Source organism: Streptomyces sp. NPDC002851 (assembly GCF_053591935.1).
Genome location: NZ_JBSFUT010000026.1, coordinates 59,270 through 74,738 on the forward strand (window position 1 = coordinate 59,270; position 15,469 = coordinate 74,738).

The 15,469-nt window shown below is 71.7% G+C and carries 12 protein-coding genes and 1 pseudogene; 4 read left to right on the top strand and 9 right to left on the bottom strand.

The features are described from left to right. Positions 1–80: 80 nt before the first annotated feature. Positions 81–1,403, bottom strand: a complete 1,323-nt coding sequence (locus tag ACWD10_RS25330; protein ID WP_451094836.1) for a DUF5685 family protein — start codon at positions 1,401–1,403, stop codon at positions 81–83. A 276-nt stretch (positions 1,404–1,679) separates the two neighbouring features. Between ACWD10_RS25330 and ACWD10_RS25335 the strand changes: the two genes are divergently transcribed. Next, complete coding sequence (locus tag ACWD10_RS25335; RefSeq protein WP_451094736.1) at positions 1,680–2,126, top strand: cell division protein SepF; 447 nt, start codon at positions 1,680–1,682, stop codon at positions 2,124–2,126. A gap of 180 nt (positions 2,127–2,306) precedes the next feature. Here the strand turns inward: ACWD10_RS25335 and ACWD10_RS25340 are convergent, their stop codons facing one another. Then, entirely contained in the window at positions 2,307–3,497 is a 1,191-nt protein-coding gene (locus ACWD10_RS25340; RefSeq protein WP_451094738.1) for an acyl-CoA dehydrogenase family protein, read from the bottom strand. Positions 3,498–3,649: 152 nt separating this feature from the next. Further along, positions 3,650–5,416, bottom strand: a complete 1,767-nt coding sequence (locus ACWD10_RS25345; RefSeq protein ID WP_451094740.1) for an MFS transporter — start codon at positions 5,414–5,416, stop codon at positions 3,650–3,652. 330 nt (positions 5,417–5,746) lie between these two features. Between ACWD10_RS25345 and ACWD10_RS25350 the strand changes: the two genes are divergently transcribed. Together ACWD10_RS25350 and ACWD10_RS25355 are read left to right on the top strand one after the other, a co-directional pair. Continuing rightward, entirely contained in the window at positions 5,747–6,943 is a 1,197-nt protein-coding gene (locus ACWD10_RS25350; RefSeq protein ID WP_451094838.1) for a glycosyltransferase family 39 protein, read from the top strand. A gap of 235 nt (positions 6,944–7,178) precedes the next feature. Continuing rightward, entirely contained in the window at positions 7,179–8,225 is a 1,047-nt protein-coding gene (locus tag ACWD10_RS25355) for a phosphatase PAP2 family protein (RefSeq protein ID WP_451094741.1), read from the top strand. A gap of 145 nt (positions 8,226–8,370) precedes the next feature. On the opposite strand, the gene ACWD10_RS25360 is transcribed toward ACWD10_RS25355, so the two are convergent. Then, positions 8,371–8,586 (bottom strand): I78 family peptidase inhibitor, encoded by a 216-nt coding sequence (locus ACWD10_RS25360; protein ID WP_451094743.1) that lies wholly within the window; start codon positions 8,584–8,586, stop codon positions 8,371–8,373. A gap of 477 nt (positions 8,587–9,063) precedes the next feature. On the opposite strand from ACWD10_RS25360, the pseudogene ACWD10_RS25365 reads away from it, so the two are divergent. Further along, positions 9,064–9,937, top strand: a pseudogene (locus ACWD10_RS25365) (cbb3-type cytochrome c oxidase subunit I); the annotation flags it as partial. A gap of 10 nt (positions 9,938–9,947) precedes the next feature. Here the strand turns inward: ACWD10_RS25365 and ACWD10_RS25370 are convergent. The 5 genes from ACWD10_RS25370 to ACWD10_RS25390 all read right to left on the bottom strand — a co-directional run bounded on the left by ACWD10_RS25370 (position 9,948) and on the right by ACWD10_RS25390 (position 15,434). Beyond that, entirely contained in the window at positions 9,948–10,973 is a 1,026-nt protein-coding gene (locus ACWD10_RS25370; protein WP_451094745.1) for a helix-turn-helix transcriptional regulator, read from the bottom strand. Between the two features lie 82 nt (positions 10,974–11,055). Further along, entirely contained in the window at positions 11,056–12,000 is a 945-nt protein-coding gene (locus tag ACWD10_RS25375; protein WP_451094747.1) for a hypothetical protein, read from the bottom strand. Next, entirely contained in the window at positions 11,997–13,265 is a 1,269-nt protein-coding gene (locus ACWD10_RS25380; protein WP_451094749.1) for a glycosyltransferase family 4 protein, read from the bottom strand. Before ACWD10_RS25380 ends, ACWD10_RS25375 begins: the two co-directional genes overlap by 4 nt. A 218-nt stretch (positions 13,266–13,483) precedes the next feature. Then, entirely contained in the window at positions 13,484–14,905 is a 1,422-nt protein-coding gene (locus tag ACWD10_RS25385) for an ABC transporter substrate-binding protein (RefSeq protein ID WP_451094751.1), read from the bottom strand. Continuing rightward, positions 14,880–15,434, bottom strand: coding sequence for a hypothetical protein (locus ACWD10_RS25390; protein ID WP_451094753.1), 555 nt, complete (start codon positions 15,432–15,434; stop codon positions 14,880–14,882). The genes ACWD10_RS25385 and ACWD10_RS25390 overlap by 26 nt, the downstream gene beginning before the upstream one ends. Positions 15,435–15,469 lie beyond the last annotated feature (35 nt).

A 15,469-nucleotide genomic window follows, 5' to 3' on the forward strand; every position in this document is an offset into this window, starting at 1 on the left:
CCCTGACAAGCGCTGCTCGGAGTATTCGGCCGCGGCCTGGACGCGACAAGGGTGCCTTTCGGCCAGGGCAGGAGACGGCCCTAGCAGCCGTCGCAGGGGCAGCAGCACTCGCAGTTTCCGCAGTTGCAGCAGTCGTCGCACTTGTGACAGCAGCCCTCGCGCTTCTTCCGGGACCAGGGCCCCTCGTACTCCTCGGCACAGCACCATTTGCAGGTGCAGCACAGACCGATGAAGGCGGCGCAACCCGCCCAGAAGCCACGGGGCTTGGGCCCTTCGAACCGCCCGCCCTGCCCCCAGTCCCGGTTGCCCCACCCGCCGGACCCACCGGAGCCGCCGGTTCCACCAGACCCACCAGAGCCGCCGGTTCCACCGGAGCCATCGGACCCGCCGCCCTGGTACGGGTTGCCGGTCCCGCCACCCGCGTACGGGTTCGCGCCACCGGCGTACGGATTCCCTCCCTGGTACGGATTCCCGCCCTGCTGCCCGTACTGCCCCTGCTGCCCGTGCTGGTCCTCGGCCCGCTGATGCGCGCAGCTCGCCGTCCCGAAGGCCCGGTTCACCGAGCGGCCGAGTTCGTGCACGAGCAGCTGGTGCACGAGCCGCCCGTCGGTGAACTCCACGTCCTTGAGCGCGAGGCCGATCCCGTGCACCGCGTCGCTGGCGAGCCGACGCGCCTCGGCGCGCGAGGTGCCGGTGGCCGTCAGCGGGTTCCACGCGCCCGAGGCGGCGTCGGCCACCTGGTCCTCGACCGCGTCGAGGAGGTGCGCGAGCCGCCCGAAGAGCCGCCCCGCCTCGGCGAGCGGTCCGGCGTTCCCCGGCCGCCCGGCGAGCACGGCGGTGTGCGCGAAGGCCGCGGCCGTCGCCGTCTCGGTCGGCTCGGTGACCACGAGCACCGGCGTGCCAGGACCCGCGAGCGCCTCGACAACGCCCTGCCGGTCCACCGCGTCGAGGAGCACCGCGGTGTCGAAGCCGACCGCGGCACCGGCCCGCGCCCCGGCCTTGTCCCAGCCGCGGGCCACCCGGCGCGCGGCGGCGGCCACCGGGGCGCGGCCCAACAGGCCGTCCCGGTCGACCACGTGGTCCCGCACCTTGGCCGAGGCGAGCACCAGAGAGACGGCCGCGGCGAGCCGGGCACCCTCACCGTGCGCGACGGATGCGGTGCGCATCCCGCGCAGTGCGCAGGGCCCCGCGGTGCGCCGCCCACCGGCCACCGCCCCGGCCCCGACACCGGTCTGAGCCTCCGTCAGAACCGAGATGAGAAGCCCGTCGTAATTGGTCACGACCCGCGAGAACTGGCCGTGATCGCGGCGCAGCGCGAGGCAGAGCCCGCAGAGATGCGCCATCCACTGGGCCTTGAGTCCCTCACCGAGCCGGTGTGTACAGGGCCGGACCATTCCGAACACGACGTTCCCCCGTGGTTCGTTCAGCACGTACGCACGGAATCGTATCGGCCACTTCGATCATCGCGACACGCCCGTCGTCACCCGGACGCCGAACAAGTCATATTTCACTCACTGTCAGCAGCCTTGCCCAGTAATGGCCTTGGAGAATGGGGGCATGTTCTGCACCAGTACCGTCACGAAACCCTCGTGCGGCGACTATCCCCTTGGCGTCCTATCCGCATCATGGACGACGATAGGAATCGCGGACAGCAGAAACCGCTGTGAAAGGAGGCGTCCATGGGATCGGTGCGCAAGGCGAGTGCCTGGCTTGGCCTCGTAGACGACAACGATGACGAGCGTTACTACAACGGCTACGAAGACGAGACGGGCGAACAGGCCGAGCCCGGCGACGCCTGGGTGACCGACCCCCGGGTGCAGGTGGCGTCCGAGGCGGCCGAGGAGCAGGGCCGCCGGATCGGCACCGTTACCCCGGACGGCTTCCGGGACGCGCGCGGTATCGGCGAGATGTTCCGGGACGGCGTCCCGGTCATCATGAACCTCACGTCCATGGAGCCGGGCGACGCCAAGCGCGTGGTGGACTTCGCCGCGGGCCTGACCTTCGGTCTGCGCGGCTCGATCGAGCGGGTGGCCAACCGGGTCTTTCTGCTGACCCCGGCCGACACCCGGATCGTCAACGGCGAGGCGGCGGGGCGCCCGTCCGACGGCTTCTTCAACCAGAGCTGAGGCCGCGGGCGCCGGGCGCGACCTCCGGATTCCGTTTCGCGCCGTCGGCTCGGTTGCCGCACCTGGGGGCTGCGCCCCCAGACCCCCGCCTCATCGCGCGCAGGAGGGTACCTCCCTGCTCGAGCGAAGCCGAGAGCTTGGGGGAGCGCTCGTCCGCAAACGCCGGACGGGCTGATTCTTCTACCGGAACGCATCAAGCCCGGTGAGTGCCTTGCCAAGGACCAACTGGTGCATCTCTACGGTGCCTTCGTAGGTGAGCACCGACTCGAGGTTGGTGGCGTGCCGCATCACGGGGTACTCGAGCGAGATGCCGTTGGCGCCCAGGATCGTCCGGGACGTGCGGCAGATCTCGATCGCTTCTCGTACGTTGTTGAGCTTGCCGAAGCTGACCTGCTCGGGCCTCAGCCGCCCCGCGTCGAGGCGGCGCCCCAGGTGGTGGGCGAGCAGGATGCCCTTGTGCAGCTCCACCGCCATGTCGGCGAGCTTGGCCTGGGTGAGCTGGAAGCCGCCGATGGGCCGGCCGAACTGCTCGCGGGTCTTCGCGTAGTCGACGGCGGTCTCGAAGCAGGAGCGGGCCGCGCCCATCGCACCCCAGACGATGCCGTAGCGCGCGTGGCTGAGGCAGCTCAACGGACCGCGCAGGCCGGTGACTTCGGGCAGGACCGCATCCGCGGGCAACCGGACCTCGTCCAGGACGAGTTCACTGGTGACCGAGGCGCGCAGGGACCACTTGTGCTTGATCTCCGGCGCCGAGAAGCCGGGGGTGTCCGTCGGGACGACGAAGCCGCGGATCCCGGCCCCTTCCTCATCGGTCTGCGCCCAGACGACCGCGACTCCCGCGACCGAGCCGTTGGTGATCCACATCTTGCGGCCGCTGAGGACCCAGTCGGTGCCGTCCTTCTTCGCGTACGTGCGCATCGAGGCCGGGTCGGAGCCGTGGTCGGGTTCGGTGAGGCCGAAGCAGCCGATGGTCTCGCCCGCCGCCATGGCGGGCAGCCAGCGCTGCTTCTGCTCCTCGGAGCCGAACTTCCAGATCGCGTACATCGCGAGGGAACCCTGCACCGAGACGAGCGAGCGGATGCCGGAGTCCGCGGCCTCCAACTCCAGGCAGGCGAGGCCGTACTGGACCGCGCTCGCGCCCGCGCAGCCGTAGCCGGTCAGGGACATGCCGAGGGCGCCGAGGGCGCCGAGTTCGCGGGCGAGGTCACGGATGCCGGGCAGCTCGCCGCGCTCGTACCAGTCGGCGATGTGCGGCAGGACCCGGTCGGCGGCCCAACTGCGCACGGTGTCGCGGATCGCGAGGTCCTCGGGTGCGAGCAGGTCGTCGATGCCGAGCGGATCGAACGGGTCGAACGGGGTGCGGGCAGACACGGGGGGCCTCCATGTGATGCTGCGCGGCGCCGAAACTAGCGGTGGTAGTCAGTGTTCGGCCGACGTTACGGCGACAGTGTTCCGTACGTCCAGAGCATCACCGGGGCGGTGGCGGGCGGGCGCGCGGGCGCGACCGGAACGACGCCCGCAGGTCAGCGGGGGTAGCCGGTCGACTCGGCGGAGACCACGGGGCGCTCGCGGAGCTCCGTGCGCTGGGCGGGCGGCGCCGGACGCTTGTGTTCCACCGGTATGGACCTGGGCTCCGCCTCGACCGCGGGCTGCGGCTCCGAGCGGGTCACGGACTGTGGCTCCGGCCGCTCCGTGGGCTCCGGGTCCAGGTCGACCGCGTTGGTCATCTCCATGGTGCGGGGCAGCTTCAGGGCCGCGAGGGCGCCGATGAGCAGCAGGCCCGCGCTGGCGAGCAGCGTGACGTGCAGGCCGTGCACGAAGGAGCCCTGGGCCGCGGTGCGCAGCGCGTCCCCGGCCGCCGCGTCGAGGCCGTTCGCGACCTCGTACGCCTCGCCGAGCGAGTGCTTGGCCGCCTCGCTCGCCGCCGCCGGAACGCCCGGGACCGAGCCGATGCCGGGGGCGTACGCGGCGTTCATGACGCTGCCGATGAAGGCGATGCCGATGCCGCCGCCCAGCTGGTAGGCGGTCTCGCCGATGGCGGCGGCGCCGCCTGCCTGGCCCTGCGTGACATCGCTGAGCATCGACTCGTACGCGCCGAACAGCGTGGTCTGCAGGCCGAAGCCGAGCAGCACGAAGCCGGTGAGGAGCAGCGCGAGGTTGTCGCGGTGACCCATGAGAGTGAGCAGGAGCACCGCGCCCGCGGTGAGGCAGAAGCCGAAGGCGACCATCCGGCGCGGTCCGAGCCGGGGCAGGATGAAGGAGCCGGAGAGGCCGCCCGCCATCGCGGCGACCGTCAGCGGCACCATCCGCAGGCCGGTCTCCAGAGGCGAGAGGCCGAGCACCAGCTGGAGGTACTGGGCGGCGATCAGCATCAGGCCGACCAGGGCGAGCATCGCGAGCACGATGCAGCCGACCGAGGTACCGAAGGCGGGCCGGGCGAAGAGCGTGAGGTCGACCAAGGGGTGCTTGCGGCGGCGTTGGCGGCGCACGAAAGCGACGAGCAGGGCCGCGCCGAGCAGCAGCGGCACGAGCGTCATGACACTGAGCGCGCCCTCGCCGCCACCGGCCCGCTTCACGCCGAGCACGAGGCCGAAGAGTCCGGCCGCGGCCATGAGGGCGCCGACCACGTCCCACGGGCCGTCGCGGTCGCCCTTGGACTCGGGGAGCAGCCAGCGGCCGACGAGGAGGCTGGCGAACATCAGCGGGATGTTGACCAGGAAGACCGCGCCCCACCAGAAGTGTTCGAGCAGGAAGCCGCCGAGCAGCGGTCCGGTGGCGGCGCCGACGGCGGCCACGGCGCTCCAGATGCCGATGGCGAGGGCGCGTTCCCGGCGGTCCGGGAAGACCTGCCGGACGATCGACAGGGTCGCGGGCATGATCATCGCGCCACCGACGCCGAGCAGTGCGCGGGCCGCGATGAGCAGCGCGGGGTCGTGGGCGAGCGCGGCGAGCGCGGAGGCGACGCCGAACAGGCCGTACCCGAGCAGCAGGACGCGTCTGCGGCCGACGCGGTCGCCGAGGGTGCCGAAGAGGATCAGCAGGGACGCGCAGACCAGCGGGTAGGAGTCGACGATCCAGAGGAGCTGGATCCCGCCGGGCTTGAGGTCCTCGGTGACCGCGGGCACGGCGACGTGCAGGACGGTCGAGTCGATGGCGACGATCGCGAGGCTGACGCAGAGGACGACGAGAATGACCCAGCGGTTGGCACCGCCGGGGCGTCCGATGCCGATGCGCTCCAGAAACCGGGATGCCGAGGGCCGCGTCGAAGCGGCCGAGGTCGTCCCGGACATGCAGTACCTCCCAGTGGTCCTCGTACGCCGGCGGCCTGCGGGGCAGCCTTCCGGGCCCGACTGTGCCCGACTGCGTGTACGAGTGAACCGCCAGCGTACGCGAGTCCTCGCGGGTGGGAGGTGGTGGACCTCTCACGCAGCGGACCGACGGACTGTGGCGTACGCCACTGTGTGGTGTGCGCCACCCCCGCCCCGGACAAGCACGCAGCGTAGGGCCGCCGCGGTTCCACCCGCGACCGCAGGCACTCCCCCGCGACCGACCGCGACCGAAGGTGCGCACCCATAATCGAGCTTGTGACCGATATTGATCAACGCGCCCCGGCGACCCGTATGGCTCCGGTCGCCGACGCGCTGCGCCGGGCCGCACCCGCGCTGCTCGTGTACGTGGGCGTGCGCGCCCTCGGACTCACCGTTCTCGCGGTCTGGTCGGCGGTCGCGGGCAAGAGCGCGCACACGCTGCTTTCGGCGCGCTGGGACTCCCTCTGGTACACCCGGGTCGCGGACTTCGGCTACGGCTGGGAGGTGCGGCTTCCGGACGGCAGCGTCCACTCCAACCTGGCGTTCTTTCCGCTGCTTCCGTGGCTGGAGCGGCTCGTCTCGGCGGTCAGCCCGCTGTCGTACGCCGATGCGGGCCTGGTGGTCAGCGCGGTCGCGTCGGTGTGCGCGGCGGGCGGGATCTTCGCGATCGCGGACCGGCTGTACGGCCGGCGGGCCGGGGTCTGTGCGGTGGCGTTGTGGGCGGTGCTTCCGGTCGGGATCGTGCAGTCGATGGCGTACAGCGAGGCGCTGTTCACGGCGCTCGCGGCCTGGTCCCTGTACGCGGTCCTGCGGGAGCGCTGGGTGTGGGCCGGGGTGCTCGCCTCGCTCGCCGGGCTGACCCGGCCGGTGGGGGCGGTCGTGGTGGCGGCGGTGTGGGTGGCCGCCGTGGCGGCGCTCGTGCGGGAGCGGCAGGCCGCCGGGGACTCCGCGGGGGTGCAGGGGGCCTCCGGGCGGGTGCAGCGGGGCTTCGGGCGGCTGTCCCTGGAGCGGTCCTGGCGGCCGGTGCTCGGCGCGGTGTTCGCGCCGCTCGGTGCCGCGGGCTATGTGCTGTGGGTCGGGCGGCGGACCGGCGGCGGGCTCTTCGGTTACCTCGACGTGCAGGCGGGGTGGGGCAACGGCTTCGACGGGGGCTGGGCGTTCGCCCGATTCGTCGCCGAGAAGTTCACGTCCTTCCCGGACGCGCTCGCCGGGCTCGGGCTGATCGTCGGCGTCGCCCTCGTCATCTGGCTGTACGGGCGCTGCATACGCCAGGGCCAGCCGCTGCCGCTCCTTGTCTACTGCGGGATCGTGGTCGCGCTGGCGCTCTGCGCCTCCGGCTACTTCGGCTCGAAACCGCGCCTGCTGCTGCCCGCCTTCCCGCTCCTGCTGCCGCTCGCGGTGCCGCTGGCCCGGTGGCGCATCCGCAGGTCGGCGGCGTTGCTGGGGGCGGTGGCCGTGGTCTCGGCGGGGTACGGGGCGTTCTGGCTGAACGGCTCCGGACCGCCGTGATCCGTTTGCGCTCCGCACCATCGGCTCGCATAATCCGGCCGCTCGCACCGAACGCTTTTATCCACCACCTAAAATTCAGGTAAGCACCGCATAAAAAAATGGGACCCCACGGTCATCCGACTTAATCGAAAGTCCCGGGATAAAGGCGGGGCTGAGATCTATCCCACATCACATCGTCATCACAAACCCCGCGATTCGACCTGGCCCCGGACTCACTCGCTGTAGCGTCGATTGTGTGCGTACCGAACGAAACCTCACCCGTCTGGACCGGCTCTTTGCCCGTCTGGACCGTGAGCCGGAACGGCCGAAGGGCCTCGATGTACCGCGGATGAGCCCGCACAGGATGGTGCTGTTCGGCTCGACGCTGGTCTTCTATGCCCTGATCGTCGTGGCCGTGATCAACACTTCGTGGTTGGTCCGCCTCGACTGGCAGTTGATGTTCTTCCGGCCCTACCAGCAGTGGCACGAGCTGCACGCGTGGATCGACTACTACGTCGTCCTCGGCCAGCGCGGGCCGACCGCCGTGATGGTCGCGGCCTGGCTCGGCTGGCGCTCCTGGCGGCAGCACACGCTGCGGCCGCTGTTGATGCTGGGCACCTCGCTGCTGCTGCTCAACGTCACGGTGGGCGCGGCCAAGCTGAGCATGGGCCGGGAAGGTCCGCATTACGCCACCACCATCGGATCCAACGAGATGTGGCTGACCGGCGACATATTCCCTTCGGGCCACACCGCGAACGCCGTGGTGACCTGGGGCATCCTCGCCTATCTCGCGGCCACGCCGCGCGCCCGCCGCTGGCTGTCGGCGCTCTCGGCGGTGGTCTCGCTCGGCGTCGGCCTCAGCACCGTCTACCTGGGCACCCACTGGCTGAGCGACGTCCTGCTCGGCTGGGCCGCGGGCCTGCTCATCCTGCTCGCGCTGCCCTGGTGCGAACCGCTGATCGCCCGGGTCGAGGCGTGGCTCCTGGCCCAGCGGGACCGGCTGCTCAAGGGCCGCCGCACCGCCGTCCCGGCCACGGCGCCCGCCCCGGCCCCCGCGCCCGTGCTGCTCCCGCAGCACACCCCGGCGGACGGCACTCCGGTGCCGGTGGGCGCCGCCGCGCCGCGCGCCGCCCGGCCCGCCGGCCACCTCACGCAGCGCGGCCATACGGTGCGCTCCGAGCGCGGCCCGGTCGGTCCGGTCGGCAGCCGCAGGCCGCCGCACCCCGACACCCCGGTGACCACGGTCGGCTCCGGCCGCGTTCGCTCCACCAGTCCGTCGGCCCGCACGGCGGCGGGCGGCTGACCCGACCGCGGGACGGTACGCACACACCTCGCCCGCAGCACGAAGGCCCCGGCTCCACAGAGGAGTCCGGGGCCTTCGGCGTTTCCGGGTGCGGGTTGTTCCGCAGGCGTATCCCGCGGGCGTGCGGCGTGTGCCGGGTGGCCGCTCAGCCCTTCCAGCAGCGGGTCACGGTGTCGTCCTTGACCTCGAAGTTCAGCCGCCCGCCGACGTACTCCATGGTGATGATCGCGCCCGGCGGCAGCGCCCGGACCGTCGTCCAGCCGCGCTCCCGGGCCTGCCGCTCGGCGGCCTCGGCATCGAGTCCGACATACGCCTCGAGCTCGTCGTCGGGTTCCTGTGGGGCGTTCGGTAGAGGTGCCATGCGGACACCTTAGGCGGGCGGGTCCCACGGGTCACTCGTAGCCCGACGGTCACGCTTGTGTCACAAGATCGCCACACACGTTTGCCCATTCCCGCATCACACGGACGAGCGATTCAACGGGTGAAGAACAGCGCCCGCGGCGGGCCCCCGACAGGCCCGCAAGAAGAAAGCGATGGGCCGAAAATCGGGCCGGAAAGGGGTCGCTGAAACAGCCTCACGGAATTCCGTTGAATTACGAAGAGCCCCGCATCCGGCCATTCTGACGGCGCGTTCGTCATGCGCCGGATTGGCCGGTCCGGGCACCGCTCGCGCCCGCCCGCCGGAGGCCGAAAACGGCGGGGACGCACCCTGTTGGAGCAGCCCCCGGCGCGCGCATCATGGCGGGTGCCCGCAGGCCCGATTCGTCGACGCCACGAGGGGGCGCAGATGGGGACAGACGCCGGGACGGACGCAGCCACGGTCGGCCGCACCGCCGGAGTGCTCTTCGCGACGCCGACCTTCGCGGGCTCCGCCAACGAGATCATGCCGCTCCAGATCGGCTCCCCCGACGTGGCCTTCCCACGGCTCAACAGGCTGTCGTACTGGCTGTTCCTCTTCGGCGGGCTCATGGGGCTCGCGCTCTCCGGCTTCGGCACGATCCTCGGCGCGGTGAACTTCCCGACCACCATCATCGGCATGCGGGCGCCCGGCATGACGATGTTCCGGATGCCGGTGTTCACCTGGAACGTGCTCTTCACCTCGATCCTGGTGCTCGTCGCGTTCCCGGTGCTCGCGGCCGCGCTGCTCGTCCTGGAGGCGGACCGGCGGTTCCATTCGATGGTCTTCGAGGCGGAGTTCGGCGGTGCGCTGCTCTGGCAGCATCTCTTCTGGTTCTTCGGGCATCCGGAGGTCTACATCATCGCCTTGCCGTTCTTCGGCATCATCACGGAGATCCTGCCGGTGTTCTCGCGGAAGCCGATCTTCGGCTATGTGATGCTCGTCGGCGCCACGATGGCCATCACCGGGCTCTCCCTCGTGGTGTGGGCGCCTCACCGGGGTGCTGCTCGCCTCGCCGCCACTCGACTTCCACGTCACCGATACGTACTTCGTGGTGGCGCACTTCCACTACGTGGTGTTCGGCACCGTCGTCTTCGCGATGTTCGCCGGGTTCTTCTTCTGGTGGCCCAAGTTCACCGGCAAGCTGCTCGACGAACGGCTCGGGAAGATCCAGTTCTGGACGCTGTTCGCCGGCTTCCACACCACGTTCCTGGTGCAGCACTGGCTGGGCGCGGAAGGCATGCCACGGCGGTACGCGGACTATCTGGCGGCCGACGGGTTCACGGTGCTCAACACCGTGTCGACCATCGGGGCGGACGCGGCGCTCACGGCCGGGGCCGTGCCGTCTCCCCGGGACGGTCAGGGCTCCCCGGACGCTCAGGAGCTGTCCCCCGCTCGAGCGCCCGGGAAAGACGGTCCCGCAGCACCGTGATGTGCGCGGTGAGCTCCACGGGTTCAAGGACCTCGAACTCGTAGCCCAGGAGCGCCACATGGACCACCAGCGCTTCCAGGGTCCACGACCCGGTGCGCAGCAGACAGCTGTGCTCGCCCTCGGCCTCCAGGATTCCGGCCGGGGGCGAGATCCGCCCGGCCGCCTCTTCCTTGGACACCAGGAGACGTATCACCGCTTGTTCGGCGTACGCGCGCGTGGAGACGCCCCGCGCGACATAGGCGGCGAGGTCGTCGGCGGGCGGGGTGCGGTGCGCGAAGCGCGGGCCGTGCGGCGGCTTGGGCGTGATGCGGTCGACGCGGAACGTACGCCAGTCCTCCCGGTCGAGGTCCCAGGCGACCAGGTACCAGAGGCGCTCGGTGCACACCAGGCGGTGCGGCTCCACGGTGCGGCGGGTCGCGGTGCCGTGGTGGTCGCGGTACTCGAAACGGAGCCGCTCGGCGTCCCGGCAGACCCCGGCGAGCTCGGTGAGCAGCCCCGGGTCGACCGTCGCGGGTCCGGGGCCGCGCAGCATCGGCACGGTGAACGCGTTGAGCGCGCCGACCCGGCGGCGGAGCCGGTCCGGAAGGACCTGCTCCAGCTTGGTCAGGGCGCGTACGGAGGTCTCGCCGATGCCGTCGACGCCCTGCCCGGCGGCCGACCGCAGGCCGACGGCGACGGCCACCGCCTCCTCGTCGTCGAGCAGCAGCGGCGGCAACTCGGCGCCCACGCCCAGCTGGTAGCCGCCACCGGTGCCGGGGCTCGCGTGCACGGGGTAGCCGAGCTCGCGGAGCCGGTCGACATCGCGGCGCACGGTGCGCGGCGTGACGCCGAGGCGCTCCGCGAGGTCGGCACCGGACCATTCGCGGTGGGCCTGAAGGAGCGAGAGCAGACGGAGCAGACGTGCCGAGGTCTCCAGCATGGGGCAAGTGTGACAGGGGTTGCGGACAGGTACCTTCCGCAACCCCTGGGGCACTGGCCGCTCGCCGGAGACCCTCCGCGCCTCAACCCACCCGCAGCGACAGGTCGTTGTCCTTCGTGTAGTACGGCCGCACCAGGGAGTCCCCCACCCGCACCGCGGGATACGTGAAGATGTGCTTCTTGTCCGCCACGTCGTCCAGGAGCCGCGCGACCCGCGCCTGCGGCCCGCTCGCCCCCGCCGGAAGAAGCCAGAGGTCCCATGTTCCGGCCGTCCCTGCCACGTCCTCGTACGCCACCGAGAAGCTGAAGTCGGCGCCTTGGGCGGTCACTTGGGTGCGCCGGACCCCCGCCGGGTCCCGGCGGTCGCGCACCTCGGCGTACGCATTCGGCATGAGCGGGGTGCCGTAAAGCCGCCCGTGCACGGTCAGGGCGTCCGACTCGACGCACAGCTCCCCCGCCTCGGCGTGCGGTGCCCGGTCCCAGGCGCGCACCGTGAGGTTGCCGTACTTCGTGGTGTACGGGATGCGCACCGCCACATGCGGCCGCGTCACGGTCGGCGACCGGTCGACCAGGGAGCGCAGGTCGTTGACGCCGGGCACTATCCGCCGCGGCACGCCACAGGACCGGTCACGGGACCGGTCACGGGACCGGTCCCGGGTCGCGTCGCCGTCCGACGCGTCGCCGTCCGAGGCGTCGCCGTCCGAGGCGTCGCCGTCCGAGGCGTCGCCGTCGTGTCCGGTGGGGTCGGTGTAGATGTCCCAGCGCCCCTCGGAGAGCGTCACCGTGCTGGGCAGTACGGCGCGCAGCCGCCCGTTCCCGGCCGGGGTGAGCGGCAGCCGGACCTCGCCGCCCGCGGCCGGGTCCACGGTGCGCAGCCGCAGCAGCAGGTAGCGCGCGCCCCGGGCCTCCTCGGCGGCGAAGTCGAAGGTCAGGCCGCCCGCCGAGTCGGCCACGCAGTCGGCCCGGGCCTGCGGCGCCGGGATCTCCTCGGCGAGGTCTCCGGTGGGCGGCGGCAGCACGGCGGTCATGCGGTACGTCCCTTCCGCAGGGCTCCGCGCCCCGCGTCCCGGACCGCGTAGGCGCCGCCGAGCAGCGCGCCCCTGGTCCGGTGCAGCGAGCCGCGGATCCGGCCGAGCGGGCCCGAGCGGCCGCGCCCGGTGAGCTCGCCGAACAGGGACTCGTAGCGCTCGGCGACCCGGCTGGGGTCGAAGCGCTGGGAGCCCTTGAGCGCTGCGGCGGACATCTGCCCACGCAGGTCGTCGTCGTTGATCAGTTCGAGCAGTCCGTCGGCGATGGCGTCGACGTTGCCGACGGGGACGAGGCGGCCGTCGACGCCGTTGTCGATGATCTCGCCGGGTCCGAGCGGGCAGTCCGTGGACACCACCGGGAGCCCGCAGCGCATCGCCTCGACGATGGTCATGCCGAAGGACTCCAGGCTCGAGGTGACCGCGGCGATGGAGCCCTTGGCCCACTCCGGGTCGATGGGGTGCGCGGGCCCCATCAGGAACACGTGGTTGTACAGCCCGAGTTCGTCGATCAGGGCGCGAAGGCGGTCCTTCTGCTTGCCGCCGCCGTAGATCCGCAGGCGCCAGTCCGGGCGGGCCGCGCGCACCTGGGCGAAGGCCCGGATCAGCAGGTCGTACCGCTTGACCGGGGCGAGCCGCCCGGCCGCCACGACCCACTTGCCGCTGCCGTCCGCGGGCGCGACGCCGGGCGCCGGAACCGAGTTGGGCACGGCCTGCACGCGCACTCCGGGCAGCCGCATACGGCGGCGGTACGAGGCGGCATCGGCCTCCGTGGTCGTGGTGACCGCGTCGAGCCGTGGGTAGGCGCCGCGCAGCTGGGCGCGCAGCGCTCCGGAGTGGCTGTCGAGCGTGAGGTGTTCCTGCCCGACGAGGACGGGGCCGCGCCGCGCCTGCCGGGCGAGCTGCACATTGATCCCCGGCCGGGTGCCCACCAGAACATCGGCGTCGACGGTCGCAAGGTGGTCAGCGATGCGACGGTCGGTGAGCGCGTTGTACTGGCGATAGCGGCCTTCGGCCCGCGGGAAGGCCCGCGCCGGGGTGAGATACTCCGGATCCCGGCCCTCGTACCCGTTGGTGCCCCTGCGGATGTCGACGAGGTGACGCACGCGCACGCGCGGGTCGGCCTGGAACACCGGCTCGTCGCGGTGCCGGAACACCGAGACGATCTCCACGTCATGCTGTCCGGCCAGAGTGTTGGCCAGGTTGTATGTGGTCCGGATCGTCCCACCGATTCCGTACGCGTTGTGAATAAGGAAAGAGATGTGCATGCGTCCCCGTATCCCACGCTTCTCCGCGGACTAGCCCTTCTCGTCCGCCTACCGCAGGGTTAGACCGGGATCGGGGTGCGAAGGTTGGGCAGCATAACCGACTTGTGCCCCAACAGTTGTCGCATTGGGATCGCTTTTCCGGAACCTCCCGATCACTTTCCACGTCCGGGCCAGTGAGAGGTCATCAGATGGACGTGCGCGGAACGTGCCCAGAAACGCTACGGCTCGTACGCCAACTGCGGGACCTCGAAGCAGTTCTCCGTCATGTCGCCCTGGGAGACCCAGCCCTCGCCGTTCCGCCAGCGGGCCACGGACAGGCAGCTGCGGCGGGTCCGCGGCGGCTCGGCGCGCTCCTCGAAGACGACCGGAAGGAGCAGGCCCCCCGCGGTGTAGGGCTCGTCGCGGTTCATGAAGCGGTCCACACACGCGCGCGTGACGTCGCCGCTCTCCCGCTGGCAGGCCGTCGCCGCGTCGGTGAACCAGCGGGCGGCCGCCCAGCCCTCCAGGGCCCATTGGGAGAGCGGCCCGGCGGCGGACCCTCCGCCGAGCCCCGCCATCGCCTCCCGGAACTCCCGTACGGCCGGATGGTTCCGGTCGTCGTAGTTACGGCTCGACCCGGTCACCCATAGGGCGTTGCGGCAGCGCGGCGCGTTCTTGTAGTCCTCGGCGACCGTGTCGGCCCAGTTCTGCGCGTTGGTGACCTTGGCCGTGACGTCCGCGCCCACCTGGTCCATCGCCTCGCACAGCCGCGCGTTGCCGTGCGTGTCCAGCGCGTCGAAGACGAGGTCGGCGCCCTGATCCTTCAAGTCCGCGGCCACGGCACGGAAGTTGGGCAGCGCGAAGTCGACCTGCTCGGTCACCACCTGGTAGCCCTCCTCCCTCAGGCCCCGGGTCACAAGGCGGGCGTACGCCGCCGACGCGGACTGGTTGTAGGAGACCACCGCGGCGGTACGGGCGCCGTGCTCGCGCTTGAAGTAGCGGTAGACCTCCGTGCCGCCGTACTGCTTGCCGTCCCAGCCCGGCTTGCCGCCGTCGCGCGGGGCGAGGCTGCCGTAGATCGAGTAGAGATGCGGATAGGTGTCGTACGCCGGTCCGATCGGCTGTCCGCCGATGTCGGGGACGCCTGCCGCGGCGACCCGGGGCGCGCCCGCGTAGTCGAGCACCGTGGTGGCGACGAGCGCGACGACATTCCGCTCCTCGACGAGCTTGTCCACGCACTCGTTGTTGCCGACGCCGCTGCCGCCGTCGTCGCAGGTGTGCACCTCGACCTTGCGCCCGTCGATGCCGCCGCGCGCGTTCAGGCGCTCGAAGTAGGCCCGGGCGCCGGTGCCCGGGCCGGTGAACGTCTCGCCGCCGACCGGGCTTGTCCGGCTGGCGATGATGCCGACGCGCAGCGGTTCCCCGTCGGTCCGCGGAGGTTCGGCGGTGGACCGGCCACCGGTGAAGTCGCTCTCCGGCAGCCGACTGCCGCAGCCCGCCGCGAACAGCGTCAACAGGCCCGCGACGGCAGCGCCGACGGCCCGGGCCCGGCGCTTGGCGACCCGGGCCCCGCGACCCGCGACCCGGGCCCGCCGGGGGCCGTCGGACCGACCGGACCGCGCGGCCCGTCCGGGCTCAGCAGCCCGGGACGGGCGACGCATTGCCGCTCAACTGCACCAGCGCGCACAGCGTCTTGACCGACACCTTCCACGTGCCGTCCTGCTCCACCGCGGTCCCGGTCGCGCTGGGCATCACGGTCTGTCCCTGGAGGGCGAGCGAGTAGGTGACCTCCGCCTGCGTCGCCGAGGTGAACTTCACCTTGCTGACCTCCGCCGCGACCTGCCGGCCACGCTGGTCACCGCTGAAGGCCTGGAGCACCGGGCGCATCTTCGCCCCGTTCTCCAGGACAGCTTCCTTGTCCTGGAGGCTGACCTTCGGGTCGAAGAACTTCACCCAGTTCTCCCTGATCTCCTGCTCGGCCGCTGCCGGGTCGGCCGGCGCGCTCGGAGTCGGCGTCGGTTCGGCCGGTGCGGTCGGTGTGCTCTCCGCGGGGGGCTTGGGTGGCGGCGCACCGCCGTCATCGTCATCCCCACATGCCGTGGCGGCCGTTCCGAGTACCAGGACCGCGGCGGCCGCCCATGCCGCAGCCCGAACCCGTATGCCCCCTCCGGGGCTGCTCCCGAGAACCATGTGGCTCACCACCGGGTATTCGTCCGGGCCGCACC

What these genes read in the sequence shown, in the direction of transcription:
- ACWD10_RS25335 (WP_451094736.1), top strand. Translation starts at nt 1,680, where the DNA reads ATGGGATCGGTGCGCAAGGCGAGTGCCTGGCTTGGCCTCGTAGACGAC.
- ACWD10_RS25345 (WP_451094740.1), bottom strand. Translation starts at nt 5,416, where the DNA reads ATGTCCGGGACGACCTCGGCCGCTTCGACGCGGCCCTCGGCATCCCGG.
- ACWD10_RS25350 (WP_451094838.1), top strand. Translation starts at nt 5,747, where the DNA reads ATGGCTCCGGTCGCCGACGCGCTGCGCCGGGCCGCACCCGCGCTGCTC.
- ACWD10_RS25360 (WP_451094743.1), bottom strand. Translation starts at nt 8,586, where the DNA reads ATGGCACCTCTACCGAACGCCCCACAGGAACCCGACGACGAGCTCGAG.
- ACWD10_RS25370 (WP_451094745.1), bottom strand. Translation starts at nt 10,973, where the DNA reads ATGCTGGAGACCTCGGCACGTCTGCTCCGTCTGCTCTCGCTCCTTCAG.
- ACWD10_RS25375 (WP_451094747.1), bottom strand. Translation starts at nt 12,000, where the DNA reads ATGACCGCCGTGCTGCCGCCGCCCACCGGAGACCTCGCCGAGGAGATC.
- ACWD10_RS25380 (WP_451094749.1), bottom strand. Translation starts at nt 13,265, where the DNA reads ATGCACATCTCTTTCCTTATTCACAACGCGTACGGAATCGGTGGGACG.
- ACWD10_RS25385 (WP_451094751.1), bottom strand. Translation starts at nt 14,905, where the DNA reads ATGCGTCGCCCGTCCCGGGCTGCTGAGCCCGGACGGGCCGCGCGGTCC.
- ACWD10_RS25390 (WP_451094753.1), bottom strand. Translation starts at nt 15,434, where the DNA reads ATGGTTCTCGGGAGCAGCCCCGGAGGGGGCATACGGGTTCGGGCTGCG.